Source organism: Thermoleophilum album, assembly GCF_900108055.1.
GTDB lineage: Bacteria > Actinomycetota > Thermoleophilia > Solirubrobacterales > Thermoleophilaceae > Thermoleophilum > Thermoleophilum album.
Genome location: NZ_FNWJ01000001.1, coordinates 925,373 through 948,416, shown reverse-complemented (window position 1 = coordinate 948,416; position 23,044 = coordinate 925,373). Strand labels below are relative to the sequence as shown.

Annotated in this window: 29 protein-coding genes; 6 read left to right on the top strand and 23 right to left on the bottom strand. The window is 67.3% G+C overall.

Annotation, left to right across the window (positions count from 1 at the left end; translation table 11 throughout):
* Window positions 1–121 precede the first annotated feature (121 nt).
* Window positions 122–1,696, bottom strand: coding sequence for a sigma-70 family RNA polymerase sigma factor (locus BLW41_RS04670; RefSeq protein ID WP_093116640.1), 1,575 nt, complete (start codon window positions 1,694–1,696; stop codon window positions 122–124).
* A 204-nt stretch (window positions 1,697–1,900) separates the two neighbouring features.
* Here BLW41_RS04670 and BLW41_RS04665 point away from each other — a divergent pair, with 204 nt between their 5' ends.
* From BLW41_RS04665 to BLW41_RS04645, 5 genes are all read left to right on the top strand, one after another.
* On the top strand, window positions 1,901–2,665 hold the full coding sequence (locus BLW41_RS04665; protein WP_093116638.1) for a Nif3-like dinuclear metal center hexameric protein: 765 nt from the start codon (window positions 1,901–1,903) through the stop codon (window positions 2,663–2,665).
* 120 nt (window positions 2,666–2,785) lie between these two features.
* A complete protein-coding gene (locus BLW41_RS04660; protein ID WP_093116636.1) occupies window positions 2,786–2,980 on the top strand; it encodes a hypothetical protein in 195 nt (64 codons plus the stop codon).
* A 140-nt stretch (window positions 2,981–3,120) separates the two neighbouring features.
* Window positions 3,121–4,830, top strand: a complete 1,710-nt coding sequence (locus BLW41_RS04655) for an AMP-dependent synthetase/ligase (protein ID WP_218138251.1) — start codon at window positions 3,121–3,123, stop codon at window positions 4,828–4,830.
* Between the two features lie 175 nt (window positions 4,831–5,005).
* Window positions 5,006–5,485 carry a hypothetical protein gene (locus BLW41_RS04650; RefSeq protein ID WP_093116634.1) on the top strand — a complete coding sequence of 160 codons (480 nt, stop codon included), beginning with the start codon at window positions 5,006–5,008 and terminating at the stop codon, window positions 5,483–5,485.
* A gap of 23 nt (window positions 5,486–5,508) precedes the next feature.
* Window positions 5,509–6,642 carry a pyridoxal phosphate-dependent aminotransferase gene (locus tag BLW41_RS04645; protein ID WP_093116632.1) on the top strand — a complete coding sequence of 378 codons (1,134 nt, stop codon included), beginning with the start codon at window positions 5,509–5,511 and terminating at the stop codon, window positions 6,640–6,642.
* A 32-nt stretch (window positions 6,643–6,674) separates the two neighbouring features.
* On the opposite strand, the gene BLW41_RS04640 is transcribed toward BLW41_RS04645, so the two are convergent.
* Window positions 6,675–8,105, bottom strand: coding sequence for a patatin-like phospholipase family protein (locus tag BLW41_RS04640; protein WP_177169333.1), 1,431 nt, complete (start codon window positions 8,103–8,105; stop codon window positions 6,675–6,677).
* A 148-nt stretch (window positions 8,106–8,253) separates the two neighbouring features.
* Between BLW41_RS04640 and dacB the strand changes: the two genes are divergently transcribed.
* Entirely contained in the window at window positions 8,254–9,618 is a 1,365-nt protein-coding gene (dacB, locus tag BLW41_RS04635) for a D-alanyl-D-alanine carboxypeptidase/D-alanyl-D-alanine endopeptidase (RefSeq protein WP_093116628.1), read from the top strand.
* 42 nt (window positions 9,619–9,660) lie between these two features.
* Here the strand turns inward: dacB and ligA are convergent, their stop codons facing one another.
* From ligA to rplX, 21 genes are all read right to left on the bottom strand, one after another.
* Complete coding sequence (gene ligA / locus BLW41_RS04630) at window positions 9,661–11,733, bottom strand: NAD-dependent DNA ligase LigA (protein WP_218138250.1); 2,073 nt, start codon at window positions 11,731–11,733, stop codon at window positions 9,661–9,663.
* Window positions 11,734–11,746: 13 nt separating this feature from the next.
* Window positions 11,747–12,586, bottom strand: coding sequence for a 5'/3'-nucleotidase SurE (surE, locus tag BLW41_RS04625; RefSeq protein WP_177169332.1), 840 nt, complete (start codon window positions 12,584–12,586; stop codon window positions 11,747–11,749).
* Between the two features lie 33 nt (window positions 12,587–12,619).
* On the bottom strand, window positions 12,620–13,339 hold the full coding sequence (gene truA / locus BLW41_RS04620) for a tRNA pseudouridine(38-40) synthase TruA (RefSeq protein WP_177169331.1): 720 nt from the start codon (window positions 13,337–13,339) through the stop codon (window positions 12,620–12,622).
* A gap of 36 nt (window positions 13,340–13,375) precedes the next feature.
* Complete coding sequence (rplQ, locus tag BLW41_RS04615; RefSeq protein ID WP_093116620.1) at window positions 13,376–13,729, bottom strand: 50S ribosomal protein L17; 354 nt, start codon at window positions 13,727–13,729, stop codon at window positions 13,376–13,378.
* 47 nt (window positions 13,730–13,776) lie between these two features.
* A complete protein-coding gene (locus tag BLW41_RS04610) occupies window positions 13,777–14,745 on the bottom strand; it encodes a DNA-directed RNA polymerase subunit alpha (RefSeq protein ID WP_093116618.1) in 969 nt (322 codons plus the stop codon).
* 65 nt (window positions 14,746–14,810) lie between these two features.
* Window positions 14,811–15,431, bottom strand: coding sequence for a 30S ribosomal protein S4 (gene rpsD / locus BLW41_RS04605; protein WP_093116616.1), 621 nt, complete (start codon window positions 15,429–15,431; stop codon window positions 14,811–14,813).
* Window positions 15,432–15,434: 3 nt separating this feature from the next.
* Window positions 15,435–15,830, bottom strand: coding sequence for a 30S ribosomal protein S11 (gene rpsK / locus BLW41_RS04600; protein WP_093116614.1), 396 nt, complete (start codon window positions 15,828–15,830; stop codon window positions 15,435–15,437).
* A gap of 25 nt (window positions 15,831–15,855) precedes the next feature.
* The gene (rpsM, locus tag BLW41_RS04595) at window positions 15,856–16,245 is read right to left on the bottom strand and encodes a 30S ribosomal protein S13 (protein WP_093116612.1); all 390 of its coding nucleotides are present in this window, start codon (window positions 16,243–16,245) and stop codon (window positions 15,856–15,858) included.
* Window positions 16,246–16,255: 10 nt separating this feature from the next.
* Window positions 16,256–16,369, bottom strand: coding sequence for a 50S ribosomal protein L36 (gene rpmJ / locus BLW41_RS04590; protein ID WP_093116610.1), 114 nt, complete (start codon window positions 16,367–16,369; stop codon window positions 16,256–16,258).
* 126 nt (window positions 16,370–16,495) lie between these two features.
* Entirely contained in the window at window positions 16,496–17,341 is an 846-nt protein-coding gene (gene map, locus BLW41_RS04585; RefSeq protein ID WP_093116608.1) for a type I methionyl aminopeptidase, read from the bottom strand.
* A gap of 11 nt (window positions 17,342–17,352) precedes the next feature.
* Window positions 17,353–18,027, bottom strand: a complete 675-nt coding sequence (locus BLW41_RS04580) for an adenylate kinase (RefSeq protein WP_218138249.1) — start codon at window positions 18,025–18,027, stop codon at window positions 17,353–17,355.
* Window positions 18,024–19,283, bottom strand: coding sequence for a preprotein translocase subunit SecY (gene secY / locus BLW41_RS04575; protein WP_093116606.1), 1,260 nt, complete (start codon window positions 19,281–19,283; stop codon window positions 18,024–18,026). The genes BLW41_RS04580 and secY overlap by 4 nt, the downstream gene beginning before the upstream one ends.
* A gap of 8 nt (window positions 19,284–19,291) precedes the next feature.
* Window positions 19,292–19,777, bottom strand: a complete 486-nt coding sequence (gene rplO / locus BLW41_RS04570) for a 50S ribosomal protein L15 (RefSeq protein ID WP_093116604.1) — start codon at window positions 19,775–19,777, stop codon at window positions 19,292–19,294.
* Window positions 19,774–19,962, bottom strand: a complete 189-nt coding sequence (gene rpmD, locus BLW41_RS04565; RefSeq protein WP_093116602.1) for a 50S ribosomal protein L30 — start codon at window positions 19,960–19,962, stop codon at window positions 19,774–19,776. Before rpmD ends, rplO begins: the two co-directional genes overlap by 4 nt.
* Window positions 19,959–20,522: a 30S ribosomal protein S5 gene (gene rpsE, locus BLW41_RS04560; RefSeq protein ID WP_093116600.1), complete on the bottom strand. Its 564-nt coding sequence runs from the start codon at window positions 20,520–20,522 to the stop codon at window positions 19,959–19,961. The genes rpmD and rpsE overlap by 4 nt, the downstream gene beginning before the upstream one ends.
* Before the next feature lie 45 nt (window positions 20,523–20,567).
* Window positions 20,568–20,909, bottom strand: a complete 342-nt coding sequence (gene rplR / locus BLW41_RS04555; protein WP_093116598.1) for a 50S ribosomal protein L18 — start codon at window positions 20,907–20,909, stop codon at window positions 20,568–20,570.
* A 20-nt stretch (window positions 20,910–20,929) separates the two neighbouring features.
* Window positions 20,930–21,463, bottom strand: a complete 534-nt coding sequence (gene rplF, locus BLW41_RS04550) for a 50S ribosomal protein L6 (RefSeq protein ID WP_093116596.1) — start codon at window positions 21,461–21,463, stop codon at window positions 20,930–20,932.
* Between the two features lie 25 nt (window positions 21,464–21,488).
* The gene (rpsH, locus tag BLW41_RS04545; RefSeq protein ID WP_093116594.1) at window positions 21,489–21,887 is read right to left on the bottom strand and encodes a 30S ribosomal protein S8; all 399 of its coding nucleotides are present in this window, start codon (window positions 21,885–21,887) and stop codon (window positions 21,489–21,491) included.
* A 7-nt stretch (window positions 21,888–21,894) separates the two neighbouring features.
* Window positions 21,895–22,080, bottom strand: coding sequence for a type Z 30S ribosomal protein S14 (locus BLW41_RS04540; RefSeq protein WP_093116592.1), 186 nt, complete (start codon window positions 22,078–22,080; stop codon window positions 21,895–21,897).
* Window positions 22,081–22,103: 23 nt separating this feature from the next.
* On the bottom strand, window positions 22,104–22,718 hold the full coding sequence (gene rplE / locus BLW41_RS04535) for a 50S ribosomal protein L5 (RefSeq protein WP_093116590.1): 615 nt from the start codon (window positions 22,716–22,718) through the stop codon (window positions 22,104–22,106).
* Complete coding sequence (rplX, locus tag BLW41_RS04530) at window positions 22,718–23,044, bottom strand: 50S ribosomal protein L24 (protein WP_093116588.1); 327 nt, start codon at window positions 23,042–23,044, stop codon at window positions 22,718–22,720. Before rplX ends, rplE begins: the two co-directional genes overlap by 1 nt.

Genomic DNA, 23,044 nt, shown 5'->3' with positions numbered 1-23,044 from the left:
AACACTGGCCGCGTGCTAGCCGGCCACAGCCACACTGGCCGCGTGCTAGCCGGCCACAGCCGATGCTGCTCTGGTGAGCGGTACGCATCTCAGGCGCGCGGAAGCGTCGCGCCGAGCGCCGCTAGCGCGAGAGTCCGCCGCCTGTAAGACCCTTGACGGCGGCGCCCAGCCCGTCGGTCAGCCCCTGGGTGGTGGCGCCGAGGCCGTTCACCGCACCCTCGACGGTCGTGCCGACACCCGTGATCGCATCACCGAGGGGCCGGTTGCCAGTCGCATCACCAACAACGCCGCCCAGTGCACGTGTCGTACCGCCGACCGTGCTGCCGACGCCGCCGATTACACCACCCGTGGCACTGCCCGTTCCCTGCACAGTGTTGCCGAGCGTCTCCCCGACACCACCGACAAGACTGCCCGTGCTGCGTTGTACGTCGCTCGCGCCACGCCCCGGGTCGATCTCTCGCACAAGCGGCAGCACCGACGACGGCTGCGAGTGCGAGCGATCCCCGTGCGGCCCAACAGCAGCGGGGCTACTCGGCGCCTGCCGCACACGCGAATCGCCGCCTTTAGAGAGTCGACTGCGGCCGCCGCCCGAGAACCCTCGCCCGTCCCGCTCGTCGGTCGCGCGCTGCGCCGCGGGGGACCGCTTGCTGTCCTGACTAGGGCGCGGCGCCCGCGGACTTGCGCTGCCCGCCGTTGACTGCGGCGCGACCAGCGGCACGGGGTGACGGATTGGGGACGCAGGCTTGTCGCCCTCGATACCAACGGCCGCGCCAAGCGCGGCGAGCGCGGCGACGGCAGCAGCTACGCCCTTGCCTGCGCTCGCTGGCAGGTCCGGCGCGGCCGGCATCCCGGCGCCCGCGATACGTGCAGCCAAGCGCTCGAAGAAGAGCGGTAGCGGCGACAGTGCGGCAGCGACCTTGTCGACCAGCGTCCGCAGCGGCTCGACCCCGTGAGCGCGCGCGTAGCGGCGGCAGAGCACGCAGCGGCGGCAGTGGCGCGCGAGCAGCCGTTCGTCGGCGCCGCGCGCTCGCCCACTGGTGATCCGCGCCACGGCGTCACGTGCGCTGCGGCAGCGGGAGCCGTCGGCGAGGAGCTCGTACTCGCGCTCCAGTCGCCGGCGGGCCCGGAAGATGGTGCTCTCCACGGCGGACCGCGAAAGCGCGAGTTCGCCCGCGATCTCTTCGTAGCTTCGCCCCTCGAGCTCGCGCATCACCAGCGCCCGCGCCTGCTGCCGCGGCAGCTCGTCGAAAGCCCCACGCAACAGCTTCAGCTGCTCACGCGCGGAGACCTCGACGTCCGGCTCGCCGGAGGGCTCATGCCCACTCCCGAAGACACCCTCGAGCGGCACCTCGTCGGCCCGGTTGGTGCGCCGCCAAGAGTCGATGGCGGCGTTGCGCGCAATCTCGAAGAGCCACGGTTTGAGCGCCAAGTTTTGTTCGCTGCTGCGGATTCGACGCAAGGCCGAGAGGAACGTCTCCTGCAGAAGATCCTCGGCGCGCGCATCGTCACCAGTCAGGCGACGCAAGAACGACAACAGCGGCCGCCGGTAAAGACGGTAGAGCTCCTCGAAAGCGCGTTCGTCGCCACGCCGTATGCGCGCGACCAGCACGCGATCGTCGACCGTTCCGACGCCGGCCGGTTGTTGGGGGTCGACCGCTGTGGCCGGTCTCGTGACTGTGGCGGTGGCAGCGCTCATCCTCGCCTGCGCCCGACACGTGCCGAGCTTGGAGGCGTTCCCGCCTCAATCCCTCTGCCCGTGGGGTCGCCTCCCATGCTACACGCAGCCTGGTAGGTTCGCCAGCCGGTAGCGTGCCCGAGGTCGCCGGTGCCTGCGCGAACGTGCAGCCCTCGTGGCCCAGCAAACGCGCAGCGCTCGTGGTGACGGCTAACTTGCTCGCTCGTGCCCACCGTCGAAGAGATCGTCGCGCACCTCGATGCGCTGCTCGACGTCAGGCAGTACACGGACTGGTGTCCGAACGGCCTGCAAGTCGCCGCCACCGAGGACCGTCAGGTGTCCCACGTCGCGACGTGTGTGTCCGCCCACGCCGGGACGCTCGCCCGGGCCGTCGAGATCGGAGCCGAGCTCGTACTCGCCCACCACGGCCTCTTCTGGGGCTCGGGCCCGACGACGATCGCGGGACCGCTGCGCGAACGCCTGCGCACGCTGCTGGCTGCCGACGTCGCGCTGGCCGCCTACCACCTACCGCTCGACGCGCACCCCGAAATCGGCAACAACGTGTTGCTCGCCCGCGCGCTTGGGCTGAACGTGCGCGAGCGCTTCGCTGAGGTGCGCGGACACGCGATCGGCTTCGTGGCCGAAGCTGACCCGCCGCTGACGATCGAAGAACTCGTCCAGCGCTGTCGCGAGCTCAGCAGACGAGAGCCATTGTGCCTGCCGTTCGGACCGCCACTGGTGCGCCGCGTGGGAGTCGTAAGCGGAGCGGGCGCTGAGGCGCTAACGGAGGCGCGAACGGCCGGCATCGACGCGTTGTTGACTGGCGAGCCGCGCGAGGCTGCCTTCGCGGAGGCACGCGAACGCGGCGTTCATTTTTTGGCCGCCGGCCACTACGCCACGGAAACGCTGGGGATCCAGCGTCTCGGGGAGGTTGTCGCCGCGCGCTTCGGTGTGCGGCACTCGTTCGTCGACTTTCCGAACCCGATTTAGCCCGATTTAGTGACCGGCAGCGGCACCTCTGCTGGCTACTTGCTGAAGGGTTTGCAACGTCCCCTGGCGGGGGTAACCTCGAAATGATCGTTACAAGCGAGGAGGAGGAGCGGTTCCACGATGGCGATCCACCTGACGCCCACCGAGCTCGGCCGTGAGGCGGGAATGCACCGGCGAGAAGTGATCCGCAAATGCGTCGAACTCGGTGTACCGATCCTCAACGGCCGCATCGACAAACAGCTCTTCCTCGAGACCGTCAGAGACGAGCAGCGGCGCTCCGAAGGCGCCAAACGTTCGCAGGTGATCCGCGCTTGATGCTGCGAGCTCGGGCCGCCAGCACAACAGCCAGCTGCGCACGAATCTTCTAAGGGCTAACCCTCCCCCGGGCGCTCCTTAGAATCCGTACGACGGGCTCGACGGAGCCCTTACGAGGAGCGCCAGGAGGAGGGCACAGGATGGAAGCTCGCACGATCGAGACCGGTCTCGGCACCGGCTCGCGCACGATCGCCGATCTCGTCCCGCTGGCCGCGGAGCGCTACGCCGACAAGCCCGCGCAACGCTTCAAGGTCGGTGACCAGTGGCAGGATCTCACTTACCGCGAACTAGGCGACCGCGTGCGCGAGGTCGCGCTCGGCCTAGTTTCGCTGGGGATCGAGCCTGGTGACAAGGTCTCGATCCTGTCGCACACGCGACCCGAGTGGACGCACGCCTGTTTCGGGATCGTCGGGGCCGGCGCCACCTTCGTGACGATCTACCAAACGAACTCGCCCGAAGAGTGCGAGTACGTTCTCGCCCACTCTGACTCGCGTGCGGTGTTCGCCGAGGACGCCGAGCAGGTCGCGAAGATCCGCGCGGTGCGCGAGCGCCTGCCTCAGCTCGAGCACGTAATCGTGTTCGATCCGTCGGGACTTGAGGGAGACGACTTCATCACGCTCGACCAACTGCGGGAGCGCGGACGCGCGATAGAGGCGTCGGAGTACGAGCGTCGTTACCGGTCCGTGACGCGTGACGACATCTGCCTCTACATCTACACGTCCGGCACCACTGGACCGCCAAAGGGCTGTCTACTTTCGCACGGCAACTACCGCGACATCACTGATGCGGTGGTGTCGCAGGCAGTCCTTGAGACCGACGACGTTGCCTATCTCTTCCTGCCGCTCGCGCACGCGTTCGCGATCCTGATCCAGTTCGCGTCGATCGATCTCGGCGTCACCATCGCCTACTGGTCGCGGGATCCGCAGAAGATCGTCCAGGACCTGCAAGAGGTCAAACCGACCTACTTGCCCTCGGTGCCGCGCATCTTCGAGAAGATCTACGCGCTCGCAACGGCCGCTGCACCCGACAAGGAACAGTTGGAGAAAGCCGTCGAGCTGGGTCTCAAGGTGCGACTGGCGGAAGCGCGAGGAGAACCGGTCCCCGAGGAGCTGAGGAAGGCCTTCGAGCGCGCCGACGAGGAGCTTTTCAGCAAGGTGCGCGCAATCTTCGGTGGCCGTTTGCGCCAGGCGACCACCGGCGCCGCTCCGATCGCAAAGGAGATCCTCGAGTTCTTCTACGCCTGTGGGGTGCCGGTCATGGAGGGCTACGGCATGACTGAAACGGCGACTGTCGCCACGGTCAACGAGCCCGACGACTTCCGATTCGGTTCGGTCGGCAAGCCGCTACCTGGCGTCGAGGTGAAGATCGCCGAGGACGGCGAGATCCTCGTGCGCGGGCCCAACATCTTCCGGGGTTACTACAAGGAGGAGGAGGCAACGCGCCGGGCGATCGATCCGGAGGGTTGGCTGCACACCGGCGACATCGGGCGGATCGACGAGGACGGCTTCCTCTACATCACCGGCCGCAAGAAGGACATCATCATCACGGCCGGGGGCAAGAACATCACGCCTGCCAACATCGAGAACCAGCTCAAGCAGAGCCCCTGGATCTCACAGGCGGTGGTGATCGGTGATCGTCGGCCGTATCTGGTCGCGCTGATCACGCTCGATCCGGAAAACGCGCCGCAGCTCGCCGCGAAACTGGGGATCGAGGAGTCCGATCCGGCCAAGTTGGCGGCCGATCCCCGGGTGCGCGAAGAGATCCAGAAGGTGGTCGACGAGGTCAACTCGCACTTCGGTCGCGTGGAGCAGATCAAGAAGTTCGCGATCCTGCCGCACGACTTTTCGTAGCCGACCGGCGAGCTCACGCCAACGCTCAAGGTCAAGCGGCAGGTCGTGCAAGAGAAGTACGCGCACGTGATCGACGGGCTGTACGGCGACAGCTGAGCGCGCAGCCGCGCTCGCCTAGCGTCGCGACCCGCTAAGAGCGCGCGGTTTCCGAGCGCGGCGGCGCGGCTGCGTAGCGATGCCGAAGACCGATCCCACCGACACCGGCGGGCTCTTCATCGGGCGACGTCCGGGCACCGCGCGTACGCGTCGGTATCGCGTCGGCGATGCCCGAAGGTCGCCGCTCGTCGCTCTGCTCGACCGCGCGCTCGCGGCCGCGCTCTTGGCGCTCGAGCTGTTGCTGTGCGTGAGCGTGCTCGGTCCGCAGCCGCTCGCTTGGCTGTGGTTGGGTTCGCACTTCGAGTACCTCACGGGAAGCGCTCTTGGCGGCATCGTCGTTGCGGTGCTCGGCTCGCTCGCGACGCTGCTCCTGACGCTGGCGGTCGCGCGTCGTGTCGACCACGCTTGGAAGCTCGTGCGCCGGGCCGCCGGACACCGCCAGGACGAAGGCGCGCTGGAGACCGTCTTCGGTGTCTCGGTGGTCGTCGCGGTAGCGGTCTTCGCCGTCTGGTTCCTGGTAGTTCAAGGTCCGGGCCCGCAACTCGCACCTGCCCGGTGACGTGAAAAGCGCGCCGAGGCGCCATGATCAGGGCGGTGGGTTTGCTCGACCGCTACCGCCAGTACGACGACGTTCCCCCGGAGGTGCTAGTGGCCGCGGCCGAGCGGCGACGCGAACGGCGGCGCCGCGCGTTGGCGCGAGCCGAGATCGTCGACCTCTCGCGCACCGAATCTCCCCAGATGCCGGACCCGGAGGTCGTGAACGCGGCGATCGCCGCGCTACGTGGTCCGATCAACCTGCCACCCGACCGTCACGCCGCCGGCCTGCGCTCGGCCCTCGCCGAACGACTCGGCGTCGAGGCGGCACTGATCGCGGTCGGCCACGGCATCTCCGATCTGCTCGAGCGGGTGCTCGCACACCTGGCAGGCAGCGAAGAGGTGGCGGTGACCTGGCCATCCCATCCGCTTCTGCCGCTTGCGATCGAGCGCGCCGGCAAGAAGGCGCGGCCGATCGAGCGCACGAGCGAGGCCCTAGCGCGCGCGGCGAGCGCGGGTTGCGACCTTCTGATCTGCAATCCCGACGACCCCACTGGTCACTACTTCACGTCTGCGCAACTCGCGGCGGTCGCGCAGACTCTCCGCTGCGAGCAGCTGCTGATCGTCGACGAGGCACTGATCGACTACCAGCGCCGGGAGCACCGCGACGCGGTGCTGCGCCTGTCTAACCGCTGCAACGTGGTGCTGCTGCGCACTTTCTCGAAGGCGTTCGGCCTCGCGGGCTTGCGAATCGGCTACGCCGTGCTGCCGCCAACGCTCGCCCACCGAGCGGGCTTTGTGACACCGACCCTCGGGGTATCGGCGCCGGCGGTGGCCGCGGCGACCGAGGCGCTCATGAGGGAAAGTTGGGTCGAGGGGCAAGTCGGCCGCATCGTCGCCGAGCGCGAACGCCTGGCGCGCGAGCTCCGCGCGCGGGGCTTCGACGTTTCGCCGAGCGAAGCCAACTTCCTGTGGGTGGCGAAGCTCGGCATCGACGGCCGGGAGCTCGCTCGCGCCCTCGAGCGGCGCGCCGTGCGCGTGGCTTCGAGAGCGGCGTTGGGCGACCGAGCGCGGGTGCGGATCGCGGTGCGCGACCGAGCGGCTAGCGACCGGCTGCTCTCGGCGCTCGATGCTTGCCTTGCCGAGCTAACGCAGGGCCGAGCGCATCGCTCCCGCAGCTAAGTTGATCGCTGCCCTCCTGGGGCGAGCGGCGGTTAGCGCACACCGGCTGCCAACGCCCGACCGGCCCGAGCCGGAACGGTCACGATGCGCCCCAGGCGCGAGCCTCGACGTCTCCTCGGCAGGGAACCGAGTGCCCGGCGCAGACGGACGGGATCGGCGGAGATGCCATGTCGCGCCCAAATCGGCGCCAGCTTGTCGCTTTGTTCGAGCAACCGAGCGCCGACCGTGCGAAACGCGCGCCGCGCAACCGTGCGCGCCCGCGCAAAGTCGAGGATGTGTGTCTCGAACATCAGGCGGTCGTCAGGATCGGGCTCGATGAGAAGGATGTCCGTCCCCGGGAAACGTTCTTGCCAGCTCAGGGCAGCGCGCTGGAGGCGCTCGTGCGCCAGCATCTTGAACGCTTGGTAACCGATCGGCGCGAACCCCCGATCGGCGAGCGTTTCGGTCGCCTCGGCGCCCTCGCCGCGCAAATTGCGATATGGCACGAGCGGGTTCAGTACGACGACCAGTTCGGCGCCGTGCGCGACCGCGACGTCGATATTGGTGGTCGAGAAGATGCCGCCGTCGACCAGCGACCGCCCGCCGATGCGACGAGGCGTGTAGACCATCGGCAGGGCTGCCGACGCCGCGGCGGCGGCGGAGATCGGCACGTCGTCGAAACCGCGCTCCCCGTACACGACGCGCTCACAGCTATCGATATCGGTTGCAACCAGGTAGAGCCGACGAGACAGTTGCCGAAAGTCGTCGGTCAGACCGGGCCCGGAAAAGGTCTCGCGGAGGTAGCGCTCAATCCCCCCGCCGTCGTAGAGCCCGTTCGGCAAGCCGTCGGCGAGCCGCGTGACGGCATCGACGAGCGAGACTGAACCGGGGCGCGTCGCCATCTGCGCAGCGATCGCCAAAGCGCCGAGCGGCACCCGGTAGGTCGCTCGCGCCAGACCAGCGAGGTTCAAACGCATCAAGGTTCGTCGACCCGGTCGACGCAGGCCGGCCGCTTCCTCATCTCCCTGCAGTGCGGCGAACAGGCGCTCGGCCGACACGCCGTTAGCGACGAATGAGGCGACGAAGGCCCCCGCACTGGTGCCTACGTAAATATCGAAACGACCGATCGCCCCTGGGCCAAGCAGGATCTCCAGAGCACGCAGCGCCCCGATCTCGAAGGCCCCGCCGGTGAAACCGCCGCCCCCTAGAACCAGCGCGGTCCGCCCGCTACGGGACTTGGTGGTCCGAGCACGCCGTCGCTTGCCACGGTTGTTCGTGCCGGCGTCCGGCGAGAGCGTTTGGCGATCGGCGCCCGCCGCTGAGGCGCTTCCCGAGGAACTACCGGACGCGCTGCGGCCGGTTCGGGCAGCGCCGTCGTTGGACTGCTCGGCGTGCGCAAGCACCGCCCGGCGCCTGGCTCGCGCGGCCTCCTTGCCCGGCCCACCCGTGTGGGGCGGCCCTGCCAGGGCGATCAGCTCCCCCATCCCGTGCTCCTCAGCATACTTGGCTGGCCGACCAGGCAACCCGCTAGCAGCGAACAAGGGTTGTCGCTCAGTGCCGAGCTGCCGCCCCTTAAGCTGGCGCGGCGTGCGCGTGTCGGTGTCGGTGAGAGCGCTGAGGTTCGCCCGGATCATGCTGATCTCGCTCCTGTGCACAGGAGCGCTCGCCCTCGCCGGCATCGCCGGCGCGGGCGCTCCCGCGGCGACGGCCCGCGCTTCGGCGGAGGGCGGCGCTTCGGCACCACCGGTCGCCGGTACCGAGCCTTCCCAGACCAAGCCGGCGGCACCGCAGCCAAGAGGTAGTTCCGCCGGCAATTCGGAGCGCGGCACGGCGCAGTCGCCGCGCTCGCTGTTGCCCACCCGCTTGCGCCGGCTCCTGGCGCGACTCGGCGGCGGTGGCGCCGCACTGATCGTCGACGAGCGGGGCGTGGTCGTCGCTTCCTTGCGTGCGCGAACGCGGCTCGTGCCAGCGTCGAACGTGAAGCTCTTCACGACCGCTGCAGCGCTCGAGCTTTTCGGTCCCGAGCAGCGGTGGCAGACGCGGGTGGTGACCGCGGCCTGGCCGGACACCGAGGGCCGTGTCAGCGGCCCGCTCTACCTCGTTGGCGGCGGCGACCCAACGCTCGCAAGCGGTCTCGGTGGGCCTACGGCGGGCACCGGCGGACCGACCCTCGCCGCGCTTGCGCGCGCCGTTCGCGACGCCGGTGTCAGGCGGGTCGACGGCCCGATCGTCGCCGATGCCAGCCGCTTCGACCGCCTCACCGGGGGCCCGGCATCGGCGTGGCGTACGAGCATTTGGGTGGGGCCGCTTTCCGCGCTCGTCGTCGATCGCGGGCTGGCGCCTTCGGGTCGCAACTTCGTGGCCGACCCGGCGCTCGCCACGGCACAGCGGTTTCGACGGGCGCTAAGCCAGCTCGGGGTCGCTGTGAAGGGCCGCGAGACCCTGGGAACCGCGCCGGCCGACGGGCGAGAGCTGGCGGAGCTGGCGTCGCCCCCGCTGTCGCTGATCGTTCGCGTCACGAACCGCGACTCCGACAACTTCTTCGCGGAAATGCTGCTCAAGCAGCTCGCGACCCGTGCCGCGACGCCGGGGAGTACTGAGCTGGGTTTGCGGATCGAACGAGCGGTATTGCAACGACTCGGCGTGCAACCCAAGCTCGTCGACGGCTCCGGCCTTTCGCGCGCGAACCGGGCGTCGCCCAGCGAGATAGTGCGGCTGTTGCGCAACGCGCTGCGGCGACCTTGGGGCCCACAGTGGCTGCGCTCACTGCCACTAGCCGGGCGCGAGGGTACGCTGCGACGACGTTTCCGCAGCGGCCCCGCACGCGGACGCTGCCGCGCAAAAACCGGAACCTTGACCGGTGTCACGGCGCTTTCCGGCTACTGCCGGGCCCGCAGCGGCGAGCGCTACTGGTTCTCGCTGCTAGCCAACGGCACACCGACGGCGCGGGCACGCGCCACCGAAGAGGCGGTCGTGCAGGCGCTTGCGGACAGCTGAACCGCAGCCGCGCGAGGGGCGAACCGAACTGTGCGAAATCGATCAGCCGCTGGTTAGCGAGGAGACGCGCTCCTTGCCGATGAGCTCGAGTAGTTCCTGCTCACCGATCGTCGGCACGCCTAGCTCGCGCGCCCGCTCGAGTTTCGAGCCGGGGTTGTCGCCAACCACGACGTAATCGGTCCGTCGCGACACCGAGCTCGTAACTCGGCCGCCGGCGCTCTCAATCAGCTCAGTGGCTTGCTCGCGAGTGAGGTGCGGCAGTGTCCCCGTGAGCACGAAGGTCTTTCCCGATAGCGGTTGCGCTTCGCTGTCCGCGGCGGGGGGTTCCTCCTCGAAGCGCAGTCCGGCACGCCGTAGACGCTCAATGAGTTCGCGCGTGTTGGGGTCGTCGAGGGCCTCGCGAATCGTCCGGGCGAGGATCGGACCGATCCCTTCGACCGCCTCGATCTCGTCCTCGGATGCGGCGAGGAGGCGGTCTATCGAGCGGAAGTGGCGCGCGAGATTGCGGGCGTTGACCGCTCCGACCCCGGGGATGCCGAGCGCGTACAGCACACGATGGAAGGGCTGGCTGCGAGAGCGCTCGATCGCGCGGACGAGCTTTTCGGCCGAGGTCCTTCCAAACCCGCGTAGCGCAGCGAGGCGATCGACATCGAGCTCGTAGATGTCGGCGACGTGCTTGATCAGTCCTTCCTCGAGGAAGCGCCGGACGTTTTCCTCCCCGAGACCCTCGATGTCCATCGCGCCCTTCGAGACGAAGTGCTTGATGGCCTGGAAGATCTGGCCGGGACAGCCGGCCCGGTTTGGGCAGATCGTCCACACGCTGCCTTCCGGCTTGATCGTCTTGGTGCCGCAGGCCGGGCAGCGTTCGGGAGGCTGCGGTGGCGGTGGACGGTCCGGTCGCCGGACGGCGCGCGCCGTCGGCGAAACGACCTGCGGTATCACGTCGCCGGCACGCATCACGATCACCTCGTCACCCTCGCGCACGTCCTTGCGCCGAAGGTCCTCCTCGTTGTGGAGAGTTGCCGTTTTGACGGTGACGCCGGAAACCTGGACCGGCTCGAGCTCGGCGTACGGCACGAGGTGCCCGGTCCGACCAACGTTCCAGCCGATGCGACGCAGGACCGTGGTCGCCGTCATCGGCGCGAACTTCCAGGCGATCGCGGCCCGCGGTTCGCGGCCGGCCACGCCGAGTACCCGCCAAAGCCGCAGGTCGTCGATCTTCACGACCACTCCGTCGATTTCGTAGTCGAGCTCGTCGCGACGCTCCTCCCACCGCTTGCACGCCGCGATCACCGACTCCACGTCATCGTGCAGTTCGACGTCGGGGTTGACCCGGAAGCGGTGAGCGCGAAGCCACTCCAGCGACTCGTAGTGGGAGTCGAACGAGATGCCCTCGGTCGCCCCTACGCCCCAGCACCAGATCGAGAGCGGTCGCGATGCCGTCACCCGTGGATCGAGCTGGCGAATCGAGCCAGCGGCAGCGTTCCGGGGGTTGGCGAACGGCGGCTCGCCGCGCGCGATCCGCTCCTCATTCACGCGTACGAACTCTCTGCGCGGCATGTAGGCCTCGCCGCGGACCTCGATCAGCGGCGGAGCGTCGGGGATCCGTAGCGGCACGGCTGGGATCGTCTTCAAGTTCTCCGTTACGTCCTCACCGATTTCGCCGTCTCCGCGGGTGGCGCCACGCACCAACCGTCCGTTTTCGTAGACGAGCGAGATCGCGAGACCGTCGATCTTCGGCTCCGTCACGTAGCGCAGGCGCGCCAAGTCGACCCCTGCACGCCGCAGCAAACGGAGATTGCGCTCAACCCAGGCTCGCAGCTCACCTTCGTTGCGGGCGTTGGCGAGCGAGAGCATCGGCTGGAGGTGACGGACCTGACGGAACTGGGGTGCTGGCTTGCCACCGACACGCTGCGTGGGCGAGTCCGGTGTGCGCAGCTCCGGATACCGCTCTTCAAGCGCGCGCAGCTCGTCGAGCAGGCGGTCGTACTCCTCGTCGGAGATCTCTGGATCGTCAAGTACGTAGTAGCGCCAGTCGTGGTAGGCGATCTGTTCTCGTAACTCTTCGGCGCGCTTGCGGGCCTCTTCCGGTATCCGCTCGGCTGCGCTGGCCACGGCGGCGATTCCCCTAGCCGGTTAGCGCGCGGTTGGCCAGCGCCCGTTGGAAAACCGTCGCGAGGTCGAACTCACCGAGCCGTGCGAGCGCCTCGCCGTCGTTGAGATCGAAGCGCAGCGGGGTCAGCGCAAGGAAGCCCTCGTCGATGGCCTCAAAGTCGGTCCCGGGCTCTTCGTGGTAGCCGGGAGTGGCGCCGTAGATCCGGTAGTGGCGGCGACCGTCGGGCCTTTCGCCCTCGAGCTTGAGTTCGTCACGGTAGATGCGCCGGCCGAGTTTGCAGGCCCGCACGCCGCGGACCGGGCCAGCCGGCACGTTCACGTTCAGGACCGTGCGCGGTGGCAAGCCGAGTCGATCGACCATCGCCACAAGCTCCGCTACAAAGCGCGCGCCGACTTCGAACTCCTCACGCTCCCAAGCCGACCCCCGCGGCTGGAAGTCGGTGCGGCCGGCCTCCGCCTGCTGGGAGACGGCGATCGCCGGGATCCCGAGCAGGGCTCCTTCGAAGGCCGCCGCAACCGTCCCCGAGTAAGTGACGTCGTCGCCGAGATTCGATCCATGGTTGATGCCCGAAACGACCAGGTCGGGGGGATCCCCGACGAGTCCGAGCGCGGCGAAGCGCACGCAGTCAACCGGCGTCCCATCGGTGGCGAAACCGCTGCCGCCATCTCCGAAGCGGATCTCGTCGACCGCGAGCGGCTGCCGCGTCGTGATGCTGCGGGCACTGGCGCTGCGGTTCGAGTCGGGTGCGATCACCGCTAATTCGACGTCGGGAAGCCGTGCCAACAGCGCCTCCCGCATCACGTGGAGACCGGTCGCCTGGATCCCATCGTCGTTGGTCAGCAGAACGCGCACGAGCAGCGAGGATATCCGGGCGGGTGAGGCACTTCAGTAGCGGACGTGGGTGAGGTACAGACCGTCGGGCGGAGCCGTCATCCCTGCCTCGGTCCGCGGGCGGCCGGTCAGAAGTCGCGCGAGGCGCGCCGGATCGTGGCGCCGACGGGCCATCTCGACCATCGTCCCCACAAGCGTTCTGACCATGTGCCGCAGGAAGGTGTCGGCCTCGATCTCGAAGGCGATCAGGTGCTCACTCTCGCGCAGCCAGCGCGCCTCGAGCACGACCCGTTCGAAACGCACGTGATCGGTGTCTGCCGGTGTGAAAGCAGTGAAGTCGTGTGTGCCGGGCAATAGGCCAGCGTAGGCTTGCAGCAGCTCGAGGTCCGGCGAGAAGCCGAGCTGCCAGGCACGGCCGTGTTCGAAAGGGCTCGGGACCGCGCGGGTGTAGATCCGGTACCGGTAGCGGCGCGAGCGCGCGTCGCGGCGCGCGTCGAAGCCTTCCGGAGCGTCCTCCGAGCGCAGCACCCGCACGTCGGCGGGCAGACGGGCATTGATCGCGCCGGCGGGTAAGGCCCGGCCAGGGTGGCTTACGACCTGGCCGAGGGCGTGGACACCGGCGTCGGTGCGTCCCGCCACGGTCGTCGCTACCGGGATGCCGCAAAGCTCCGCAAGCGCGTCTTCGAGAACTCCTTGGACGGTTCGTAGGCCCGGCTGCCGAGCCCAGCCGCGAAATCCGCTGCCGTCGTACTCCAGCAATAGCTTGGCGCTCACCTGCGGAGCTGCCGCCAAGAAACCGTGACTCGAGCTTCAGACGAGCTCGAGCAGAACGATCTCCGCGGCATCGGAGGGCCGCGGTCCGAGCTTCAGAATGCGCGTGTAACCGCCCTCACGTTCGCGGTAACGCGGAGCCACCTCCTCGAAGAGCTTGTAGACGAGGAACTTGTCTTGGCCGAGGCGGGCCATCGCCTGGCGCCGGGCGTGCATGTCGCCGCGCTTGGCGAGCGTAATGAGACGTTCGAGTTCGGGCTTGGCAGCCTTCGCCTTCGCCTCGGTCGTGCGGATGCGACCGTGCTCGATGACTTCCCGGCAAAGGTTCATCACGAGCGCTCGACGGTGCGCCGCGTCCCGACTCAACTTTCCCCGTTGCTTACGGTGCCTCATCGCTCGATCACATCCCCGGCAGACCGACCGTCTTTCGCTAGCGCAGCCTAGCCCTGTCGCAGCGAGAGACCACGCGCTGCGAGCGTCTCCTTGACCTCTTCGATCGACTTGCGACCGAAGTTCGGGATCGCTGCGAGCTCAGCCTCGGTCTTCGAGATCAGGTCGCCCACGGTCTGGATGCCGGCCCGCTTCAAGCAGTTGTAGGAGCGGACCCCGAGCTCGAGCTCCTCGATCAGGATGTCGTCCATCGCGGTCCGCGCGCCGCCGCCAGCGGCGGAACCGTTGCCAGAGTCGCCGACGAGCGCTGCACCCTCGCGCCGCAGCTCTTCGACGCGCGAGGCGTCGGTAAAGATCGCGAGGTAACGGATAAGGATCTCGGCTGCCTCGCGGAGCGCTGCTTCCGGGTCGAGGGAGCCGTCGGTCTCAATGTCCAGGATCAGCTTGTCGTAGTCGGTCCGCTGACCGACACGAGCTGCCTCGACGCGGTAGCTGACGCGCTTCACCGGTGAGAAGATCGAGTCGATCGGGATCACACCGATCGGCTGGTCTGGCTGCTTGTTTTCCTCCGCCGGCGCATAACCGCGCCCACGCCCGATCGTCAGGTACATCTCGAGCGTGGTCTTCTTCTCGAGTGTCGCAATATGGGCCTCGGGGTTGAGCACCTCGACACCCGCGGGAAAGTCGATGTCGCCGGCGCGCACCTCGCCGGGACCAGTGGCGACCAGCGGCGCCTCGATCTCGTCGGCGTCGGTGTGCATCCGGCAGACGACCTCTTTGAGGTTGAGGACGATGTCGGTTACGTCCTCCTTGACCCCTGGAATCGTCGAGAACTCGTGCGCGACGCCCTCGATCCTCACGCTCGTTACTGCCGCCCCACCGAGCGAGGTGAGGAGCACGCGGCGCAACGAGTTTCCGAACGTGTAGCCGAACCCTTTGTCGAGCGGCTCGATAACGAACCGGCCGCGTCGGTAGTCGGCTTTCTCGACGGAGATCTGCGGTGTCTGGAACTCGGTCATGGCGGGCTTCCTTGTCGGGTTCTCGCGCGCACCCGAGTGCTACTGATGGCGCGCGCGTAAGACGCTTACTTCGAGTAGAGCTCGACGATCAACTGCTCTTGGACCGGTGCAGGAATCTCGTCCCGCTCGGGCCACCGCAGTACCTTCGCGGTGAGGCCGTCGTGGTCCGCCTGCAACCAGGCCGGCACGGCAGACGTGAGTTCGGTCGCCTCACGCACCGCCGCCTCGGCACCGGATCCCGGTTTGAGCGTGATGACATCGTCTGGACGCACCTGATAGGAGGGGATGTCGACGCGGCGTCCGTTGACCAGCCAGTGGCCGTGGCGGATGAACTGCCGTGCCTGACGCCGCGAGGCGGCGAATCCGAGACGCACGAGCACGTTGTCGAGGCGGGTTTCCAGCAACCGGAGGAGGTTTTCGCCGGTCGCTCCCGGTAGCCGGCTGGCACGCTCGTAGTAGTTGCGGAACTGCCGCTCGAGCACTCCGTAGTAACGACGTGCCTTCTGCTTTTCGCGCAGCTGGAGCCGATACTCGGACTGCCGCACACGTGCGCGTCCATGTTGCCCTGGTGGGTAGTTGCGGCGCTCGATCGCGCACTTGTCGGTTAGACAACGCTCACCTTTGAGGAAGAGCTTCTCCCCCTCGCGTCGGCAAAGCTTGCATACGGGTCCCGTGTAGCGCGCCATCGATCAGACCCTCCGCCGCTTCTTCGGGCGGCAACCGTTGTGGGGATGCGGCGTGACGTCCCGGATCGAAATGATCTCGAGGCCCGCCGCTTGTAGCGAGCGGATCGCGGTCTCGCGGCCCGAGCCGGGACCTTTTACGAAGACCTCGACTTTCTGCACACCGTGCTCCATTGCCTTCTTGGCAGCCCCGTCCGCGGTCACTTGGGCGGCGAAGGGCGTCGATTTGCGCGAGCCACGGAAGCCGGCTGAGCCAGCCGACTCCCAGGCGATTACGTTGCCCTCGCGGTCGGTGATCGAGACGATCGTGTTGTTGAAGCTGGTCTTGATGTGCGCCTGACCGACCGGCACGTTCTTCCGCGCCTTGCGTCGACCACGCTGCTTTGTGCCCTTCTGAGCCATCGATTACTGGACCTCGGCGTGCGCGCTAGTGCTTGCGGACCTTCTTCTTGCCGGCGCCGGCGGCGCTGCCCTTGCGCGGTCCCTTGCGGGTACGGGCATTCGTCTTCGTCCGTTGCCCACGCACCGGCAGCCCGCGCCGATGGCGCAAGCCCCGATAACACCCGATCTCCATCAAGCGCTTGATGTTCTGGGCTCGCTCACGCCGCAAATCGCCCTCGACGACGAGCTCGTTGTCGATGATCTCGCGCAAACGCCTGATCTCGTCGTCGGTCAAATCCTTGACGTATGTGTCGGGATCGACACCGGCCTCGGCCAGCACCCGCCGCGCGGTCGAGCGGCCGATGCCGTAGATGTACGTGAGGCCGATCTCGACCCTCTTATTGAGGGGGATGTTGATTCCGGCTATCCGCGCCACGGCCGGCGGCCTACCCCTGCCGCTGCTTGTGACGCGGGTTTTGACAGATCACGAGCACCGCGCCGCGGCGCTTGATGACCTTGCACTTTTCGCACATCGGCTTGACCGAGGGTCGGACCTTCATCGCTCCGTGATCTGTCGCCTACTAGAGAGGAAGTGCGCGGAGCCCAGGAGTCGGCTGCGCGCCAGCGGGCAAGACTAGCAGCAAACGGCTGTCGCACGCGGCCAGCTAACGACCGCGGCCTTAGCGTCAGCGAACCTCTCGGTGGGGCGTGAGCGCAGATTCCGCAGATCCTCGCTCCGCCTTCTCCGACGCGCTCTCGCGCACTAGCGCGGCGGGGGCATCGGGATCCCAGGGCGTGAGGATGCGCGGCCCTTCGCGGGTCACCGCGATCGTGTGCTCGAAGTGCGCGGCGAGCGATCCGTCGCGGGAGTAGACGGCCCAGTTGTCGGGCCCCATCTCGACCTCGTGGCCGCCGGCGTTGACCATTGGCTCGATCGCCAGAACCATGCCCGGCTCGAGCAGCGGACCGGTGCCCGGTCGACCGAAGTTCGGGATCTGTGGCTCTTCGTGCATCGCGCGCCCAACGCCATGACCGACGAGCGCACGGATGACCGAGAAACCGTCCTGCTCGACACGTTGCTGAATGGCGTGGGAGACGTCGCCGAGATGGGCCCCGGGTTGGGCTTTGGCGATTCCTGCGTAGAGCGCCGCGCGCGTAGTGTCCAGTAGGCGGCGCGCAGTCGGCGAAGGCCGACCGACCGCGACGGTTAGAGCGGCGTCGGCGATCCAGCCGTCGAGCTCGACGCCGACGTCGAGCGAGAGCACGTCACCCGGGGTCAGCTCGTAGTCGTCGGGAATCCCGTGTACCACCAACGAGTTGGGGGAAGCGCAGATCGAGGCCGGGTAGCCGTGGTAGCCCTTAAACGCCGGCTCAGCACCGCGGGAGCGGATGAAGCGCTCGGCGAGTGCGTCGAGCTCTCGCGTCCGCACTCCCGGCCGTGCCCGCTGCTGCAAGAGGCGCAAGCACTGAGCGACGATCGCGCCGGCAGCCGCTATCCGCTCGATCTGTTCGGGGCTCTTGAGCTTTGCCACTGCGCCCGAGGTTAGAGCTCTGCCTCGAGGCGCAGTGTCGCGAGCGTCGCGCGAATGTGCCGGTGGACCTCGTCAGGATCGCGCGTGCCGTCGAAGCGCCGCAGCAAGCCGCGCTCCTCGTACCACTCGACGAGTGGCTCGGTCTCTCGGTGGTAGACCTCGAGCCGCTTGCGGATCGTTTCCGGCTTGTCGTCGTCGCGCTGAATCAAGCGCGAGCCATCCTGGTCGCACACACCAGGCGTCTTGGGGGGATCGAACTCAACGTGGTAGACGTGCTGATTTTTTGTGCAGATGCGGCGGCCGGAGAGCCTGCGCACGACTTCCTCGTCTGGCACCTCGATCAGCAGCGCCGCCGTCAGCTGCCGACCCCTTTCCGCCAGCGCTTTTTCGAGCACTTCGGCTTGCCGGATCGTTCGCGGGAAGCCGTCGAGCAAGAAACCGTCGCGCGCATCAGGGTCGTCGAGCCGCTCCATGATCAGGTCGCAGACGAGCTCGTCGGGAACTAGCTCACCGCGTTCCATGTACTCGCGGGCGCGCTTTCCTAGCTCGGTGCCGGCGCGCACCGCCTCGCGCAGGATGTCGCCGGTCGCGAAGTAGGGGATCTCGAAGTCCTCGCGCAGGCGCTCCGCCTGCGTACCCTTTCCGGCCCCTGGGGGGCCCAGCAGCACGAGGTTCAGCTCGCTCACTTCAAGAACCGCTCGTAGTTGCGCATCATCAGTTGCGCCTCGAGCTGTTTCATCGTGTCGAGGGCGACGCCCACAACGATCAGCAACGAAGTACCACCGAACGCAAAGTTCGTAGACGTCTGGTTGGCCAGAATCGTCGGTAGCGCTGCCACGGCGGCCAGGTAGATGGCGCCCGGCAGGGTGAGGCGCGCAAGGATGCGGTCGAGGTACTCGGCGGTCGGACGACCCGGGCGCACACCCGGGATGAAGCCGCCGTACTTCTTGAGATTGTCGGCCTGCTCTACGGGATTGAAGGTCACGGCGGTGTAGAAGTAGGTGAAGACGAGGATCAACAGCGACTCGGCGATCAGGTAAGGGGCTCCGCGGTAGTCGAAGAACGCTGACAGGTCACGCGCCCAAGCGGCTTGCGAGATCTGGCCGATCGTCGGCGGGAAGGCCATCAGTGAAGCGGCGAAGATGACAGGAATAACTCCCGCCATGTTGACGCGTAGCGGCAGGTAGGTGGCACCACCGGCTTGCATCCGCTGCCCGACGGTACGGCGCGCGTACTGCACCGGTATGCGCCGTTGACCCTCCTGGACGAACACGACCGCGGCCGTCACGGCCAGCACCAAGAAGGGCGCGATGACCTGGAATACGCGATCAGGACTCGTCCACCAGGCTTGGATTCCCTGTGGCAAGCCCGCCACGATGCTTGCGAAGATCATCAACGAGATGCCGTTGCCGATACCGCGTTGCGTGATTAGCTCGCCGAGCCACATAACCAGAACGCAGCCGCAGGTCAGGGTCGCCACGATCACGATCACGTGCCCGAGCGTGAAGGCCTTAATGATGTCTGCGCTCTGCGTCCGGTAGATGAAGATGAAGCCGATCGACTGCAGGAGGGCGAGCCCAACGGTGAGATAGCGGGTGTATTGGGTGATGCGCTCCTGCCCAACCTCGCCCTCTTTCCTCAACTTCTCGAGCGAAGGCACCACCACCGTCAGCAACTGGAGAATGATGGAGGCGGTGATGTAAGGCATGATCCCGAGCGCGAAGATCGAGAAACGCGAGAGCCCACCGCCGGTAAGCAGGTTGGCGAGCCCGAGCGCCCCCGCCGATTGGAAGCGACTTTGGATCTGATCGAGAACGTCGGTGTTGATGCCGGGCGTCGGGATTTGCGAGCCCAGCCGATAGAGCGCGAGCATCGCCGCCGTAAAGGCGAGCTTCTTGCGGATCTCCGGGACCCGCAGCGCAGCTGAGACGATCCCGAACATTGCGGGATTCAGCGCCCGATCAGCTCGACGCTGCCCTTCGCTTGCTCAATCTTCGCTCGCGCGCTCGCCGAGACCGCGTGGACGCGCACCGTGAGCGGTTTCGTTAGCTCGCCCTCGCCGAGGATCTTGACGGGGATTCCCTTGCGTTTGGCGAGCCCTCGCGCCCGCAGCGTCTCGGGGGTGACGACCTCGTCGGCCGCGAAGCGCGCTTCCAGATCGCGCAGATTGACCGCCTGGCTGAGCGTACGCCCGAAGCGCTCGAAAGGCATCGACTTCTTCATGTGCGGCCCGCGCAACTTTCGGAGCCGCATGTGCAGCGGATTCTGCCCGCCCTCGTAGGAAGCCCGGCGCTTGTTGCCTGATCGGGCACCGGCACCTTTTGTGCCGCGGCCAGCGGTTTTACCTGTCCCGGAGCCCTCACCGCGACCCACGCGTTTGCGGGTACGCCGCGACCCCGGAGCAGGGCGCAGGTTGTGGAGAGCTGGCTCGCTCATGCGACCTCCTCGACTTCGACGAGGTGGCGGATCGCTTGGATCTGGCCGCGCACCGCTGGCGAAAGGGGTCGCTCGGTGGCCCGGCCGATACGTCCCAAGCCGAGCGCCCGCAGTGTCTCAAGCTGACGCCGACTCGCGCCGTTCGCAGACCGCACTTGGCGGATACGGATCTTCGCCGTGCTCATCGGTTGTCCTCCGAGTTGGAAGCGTCGGCGTGCGCTCCGACCGGCTCGAGCCCCAGAACCTGACGGACGGTGAGGCCACGGATCCGCGCGACTTCCACCGGATCCCGCAGCTTGCGCAGCGCGTCGACGGTCGCCCTCACGACGTTGATCGGGTTTTGGCTTCCCAGCGATTTCGACAAGACGTCGTGCACGCCAGCGAGCTCGAGCACAGCGCGCACACCACCGCCGGCGATCACACCCGTGCCGGGTGCGGCGGGCTTGAGCAAGACCCGCGAGGCGCCGTGCTCCCCGATCACCTCGTGAGTGATCGTGCTGCCGTGCATCGGCACCCGAAACATTGCGCGCCGCGCCTTCTCTACGGCTTTTTGGATGGCAACGGGAACCTCTTTGGCCTTGCCGTATCCGACGCCGACGTTGCCGGCCTCGTCGCCAACGACGACCAACGCCGTGAACGAGAAACGGCGACCCCCCTTGACGACCTTAGCTACGCGGTTTATCTCGACGACGCGCTCCTGCAGTTCCGCGCCGCCGAGTGGTCTTGCCCTATCCCTTGCTGCCATCCGAACTTGACCCTAGCGAAACCCCGTTGACCGCTCCCTCGGCGACTAGAAGCGCAAGCCGCCTTCGCGGGCACCTTCGGCAAGCGCGCGCACGCGACCGTGGTAGCGATAACCGTTGCGATCGAACACACACGTCTCGATACCCACCGCTCGCGCCCGCTCGGCGAGAATCTTCCCGGCTTGGCGGGCTTGCTCCATCTTCCCGAGGTTGCGGAGCTCCGGCTCCGTCCACACCACGTGGGCAAGCGTGCGGCCCGCGTCGTCGTCGATGAGTTGTGCCTGAACTCCGCGGTTCGAGCGGTGCACGGAGAGACGCGGACGCTCTGCTGTGCCGCGAATCCGCGCGCGCACACGGCGCCGGCGGCGCGCCCGCCGGACTCGCTTCATGCGCCTTTCCTTCGTCTCGATCACGTTCTCTTACCGACCTTGCGGGCGACGTACTCGCCCTGGTAGCGGATGCCCTTGCCCTTGTACGGCTCAGGTGGCCGCACCTTTCGGATACGCGCGGCGACCTCGCCGACCAGCTGCTTAGAGATGCCCTTCACCACGATCTGCGTTGGCTGCGGCACTTCGAACTCGATCCCTTCCGGGGGCTCGAACTCGACCGGATGCGAAAACCCGACCTGCAACACCAGCTTGCGTCCTTGCAACTGGGCGCGGTAACCGACGCCCTGGATCTCGAGGCGTTTCTCGAAGCCGCGGGTGACGCCTTCGACCATGTTCGCCACGAGCGTCCGAGTAAGCCCGTGCAACGCCTTGTGGTGACGACGGTCGGTCGGGCGCCGGACGACTAGCTTGCCGTCCTCCTCGACTACCTCGATGTCGCGCGCGATCCGCTCCTCGAGCTCGCCTTTCGGGCCCTTGACCTTTACGCGCTCGGGCTCGATCCGTACCTCGACGCCTTCGGGCAGCGGAATCGGCTGTTTTCCGATGCGACTCACGACTGCGTTCGCCCCCAGATAGCCACTACCAAACCTTCGCGACTAGCTCGCCGCCCACACCGAGGCGCCTCGCCTCGTGGTCCGACAAGACCCCCCGCGAGGTCGAGACGATCGCGATACCGGTCCCACCGCGCACCTTCGGAATCCGCTCGACCGACACGTACTGCCGCCGGCCCGGCTTCGATACGCGCTCGAGGCCCGAGATCGCGGGCTTACGATCCTCGCTCCAGCGCAGCTTAACGACCAGCCGGCGCCCGACCGCCGCCGGTTCGACCCGATAGTCGTCGATGTAACCCTGTTCCTTGAGGATCCGCGCGATCTCCGCCTTGAACTTGGAGGAGGGCATCGCGACCTCGCTGTGGCCGGCGTTGATCGCGTTGCGCAGGCGCGTCAGGAAGTCGGCTATCGGGTCTGTCAGCGTCATCTTGGTGCTACCAGCTCGCCTTCGTTAGCCCGGGGATCATGCCCTCGTGCGCGAGTTGGCGTAGGCAGATTCGGCAGAGACCAAAGCGCCGCAGATAGGCGCGCGGCCGGCCGCAACGGCGGCACCGGTTGTAGTTCCTTGTCTGGTACTTCTGGGGACGCTGTTGGCGAACCCACTGTGACTTTTTGGGCATCTGTCTGGTTCCTTTCGAAGCGTTCAGGAGTTATTGCTAGGAGCGTCGCTAGTAGCGCCGGAGCCGCTATCCGGCCCTCCCGCTCGGAAAGGCATGCCGAGCTCACTTAGCAGGGCAAACGCTTCCTCATCGGTCGCAGCTGTGGTGACAATGGTGACGTCCAGACCTCGGACCTGGTCGATCGAGTCGTAATCGACCTCGGGGAAGATGATCTGCTCCCGGATACCGAACGTGTAGTTGCCGCGACCGTCGAAGGAGCGCGGATCGAGACCCCGAAAGTCGCGGATGCGCGGGATCGCGATCGTCGTGAGGCGGTCGAGAAACTCCCACATCCGTGCTCGACGCAGCGTCACGGTCACACCTACAGGCATGCCTGCCCTTAGCTTGAAGCCGGCAATCGAGCGCTTGGCCCGCCGCACGTTGGGCCGTTGGCCAGCGATCTGTGCGAGCTGCGTGATCGCCGACTCGAGAACGTTGGCATCTTGCTTGGCGTCCCCGACTCCCATGTTGAGAACGATCTTCTCGAGCCCTGGTACCTGCATTGGGTTGCGGTAACCAAAGCGCTCCTGCAGGCGCGGACGTACCTCGCGCTCGTAACGCTCGCGAAGGCGTGGTTTGACCGCGACGCCCGCTTCCATCAGTCGATCTCCGCGCCGCTGCGCTTCGCGATCCTCACCCGTCGGCCGTCACGACGAACGACCCCGACCCGCGTCGGCTGCCCGCTCTTGGGGTCGACAAGCATGACGTTCGATACGTGGATCGGCCCCTCACGCTCGAGGATGCCACCGACTTCCTGCTGGCGCTGGACATCACGGAGCGTGCGCGGCCGCAGGTGTTTCTTTTGGATGTTCACGCCCTCTACCCAAACGCGCCGCTTAGCGGGATCGACGCGCAGGACGCGACCGGTCTTCCCCCGGTCCTTGCCGGAGATCACACGCACCATGTCGTCCTTGCGGATGCGCAT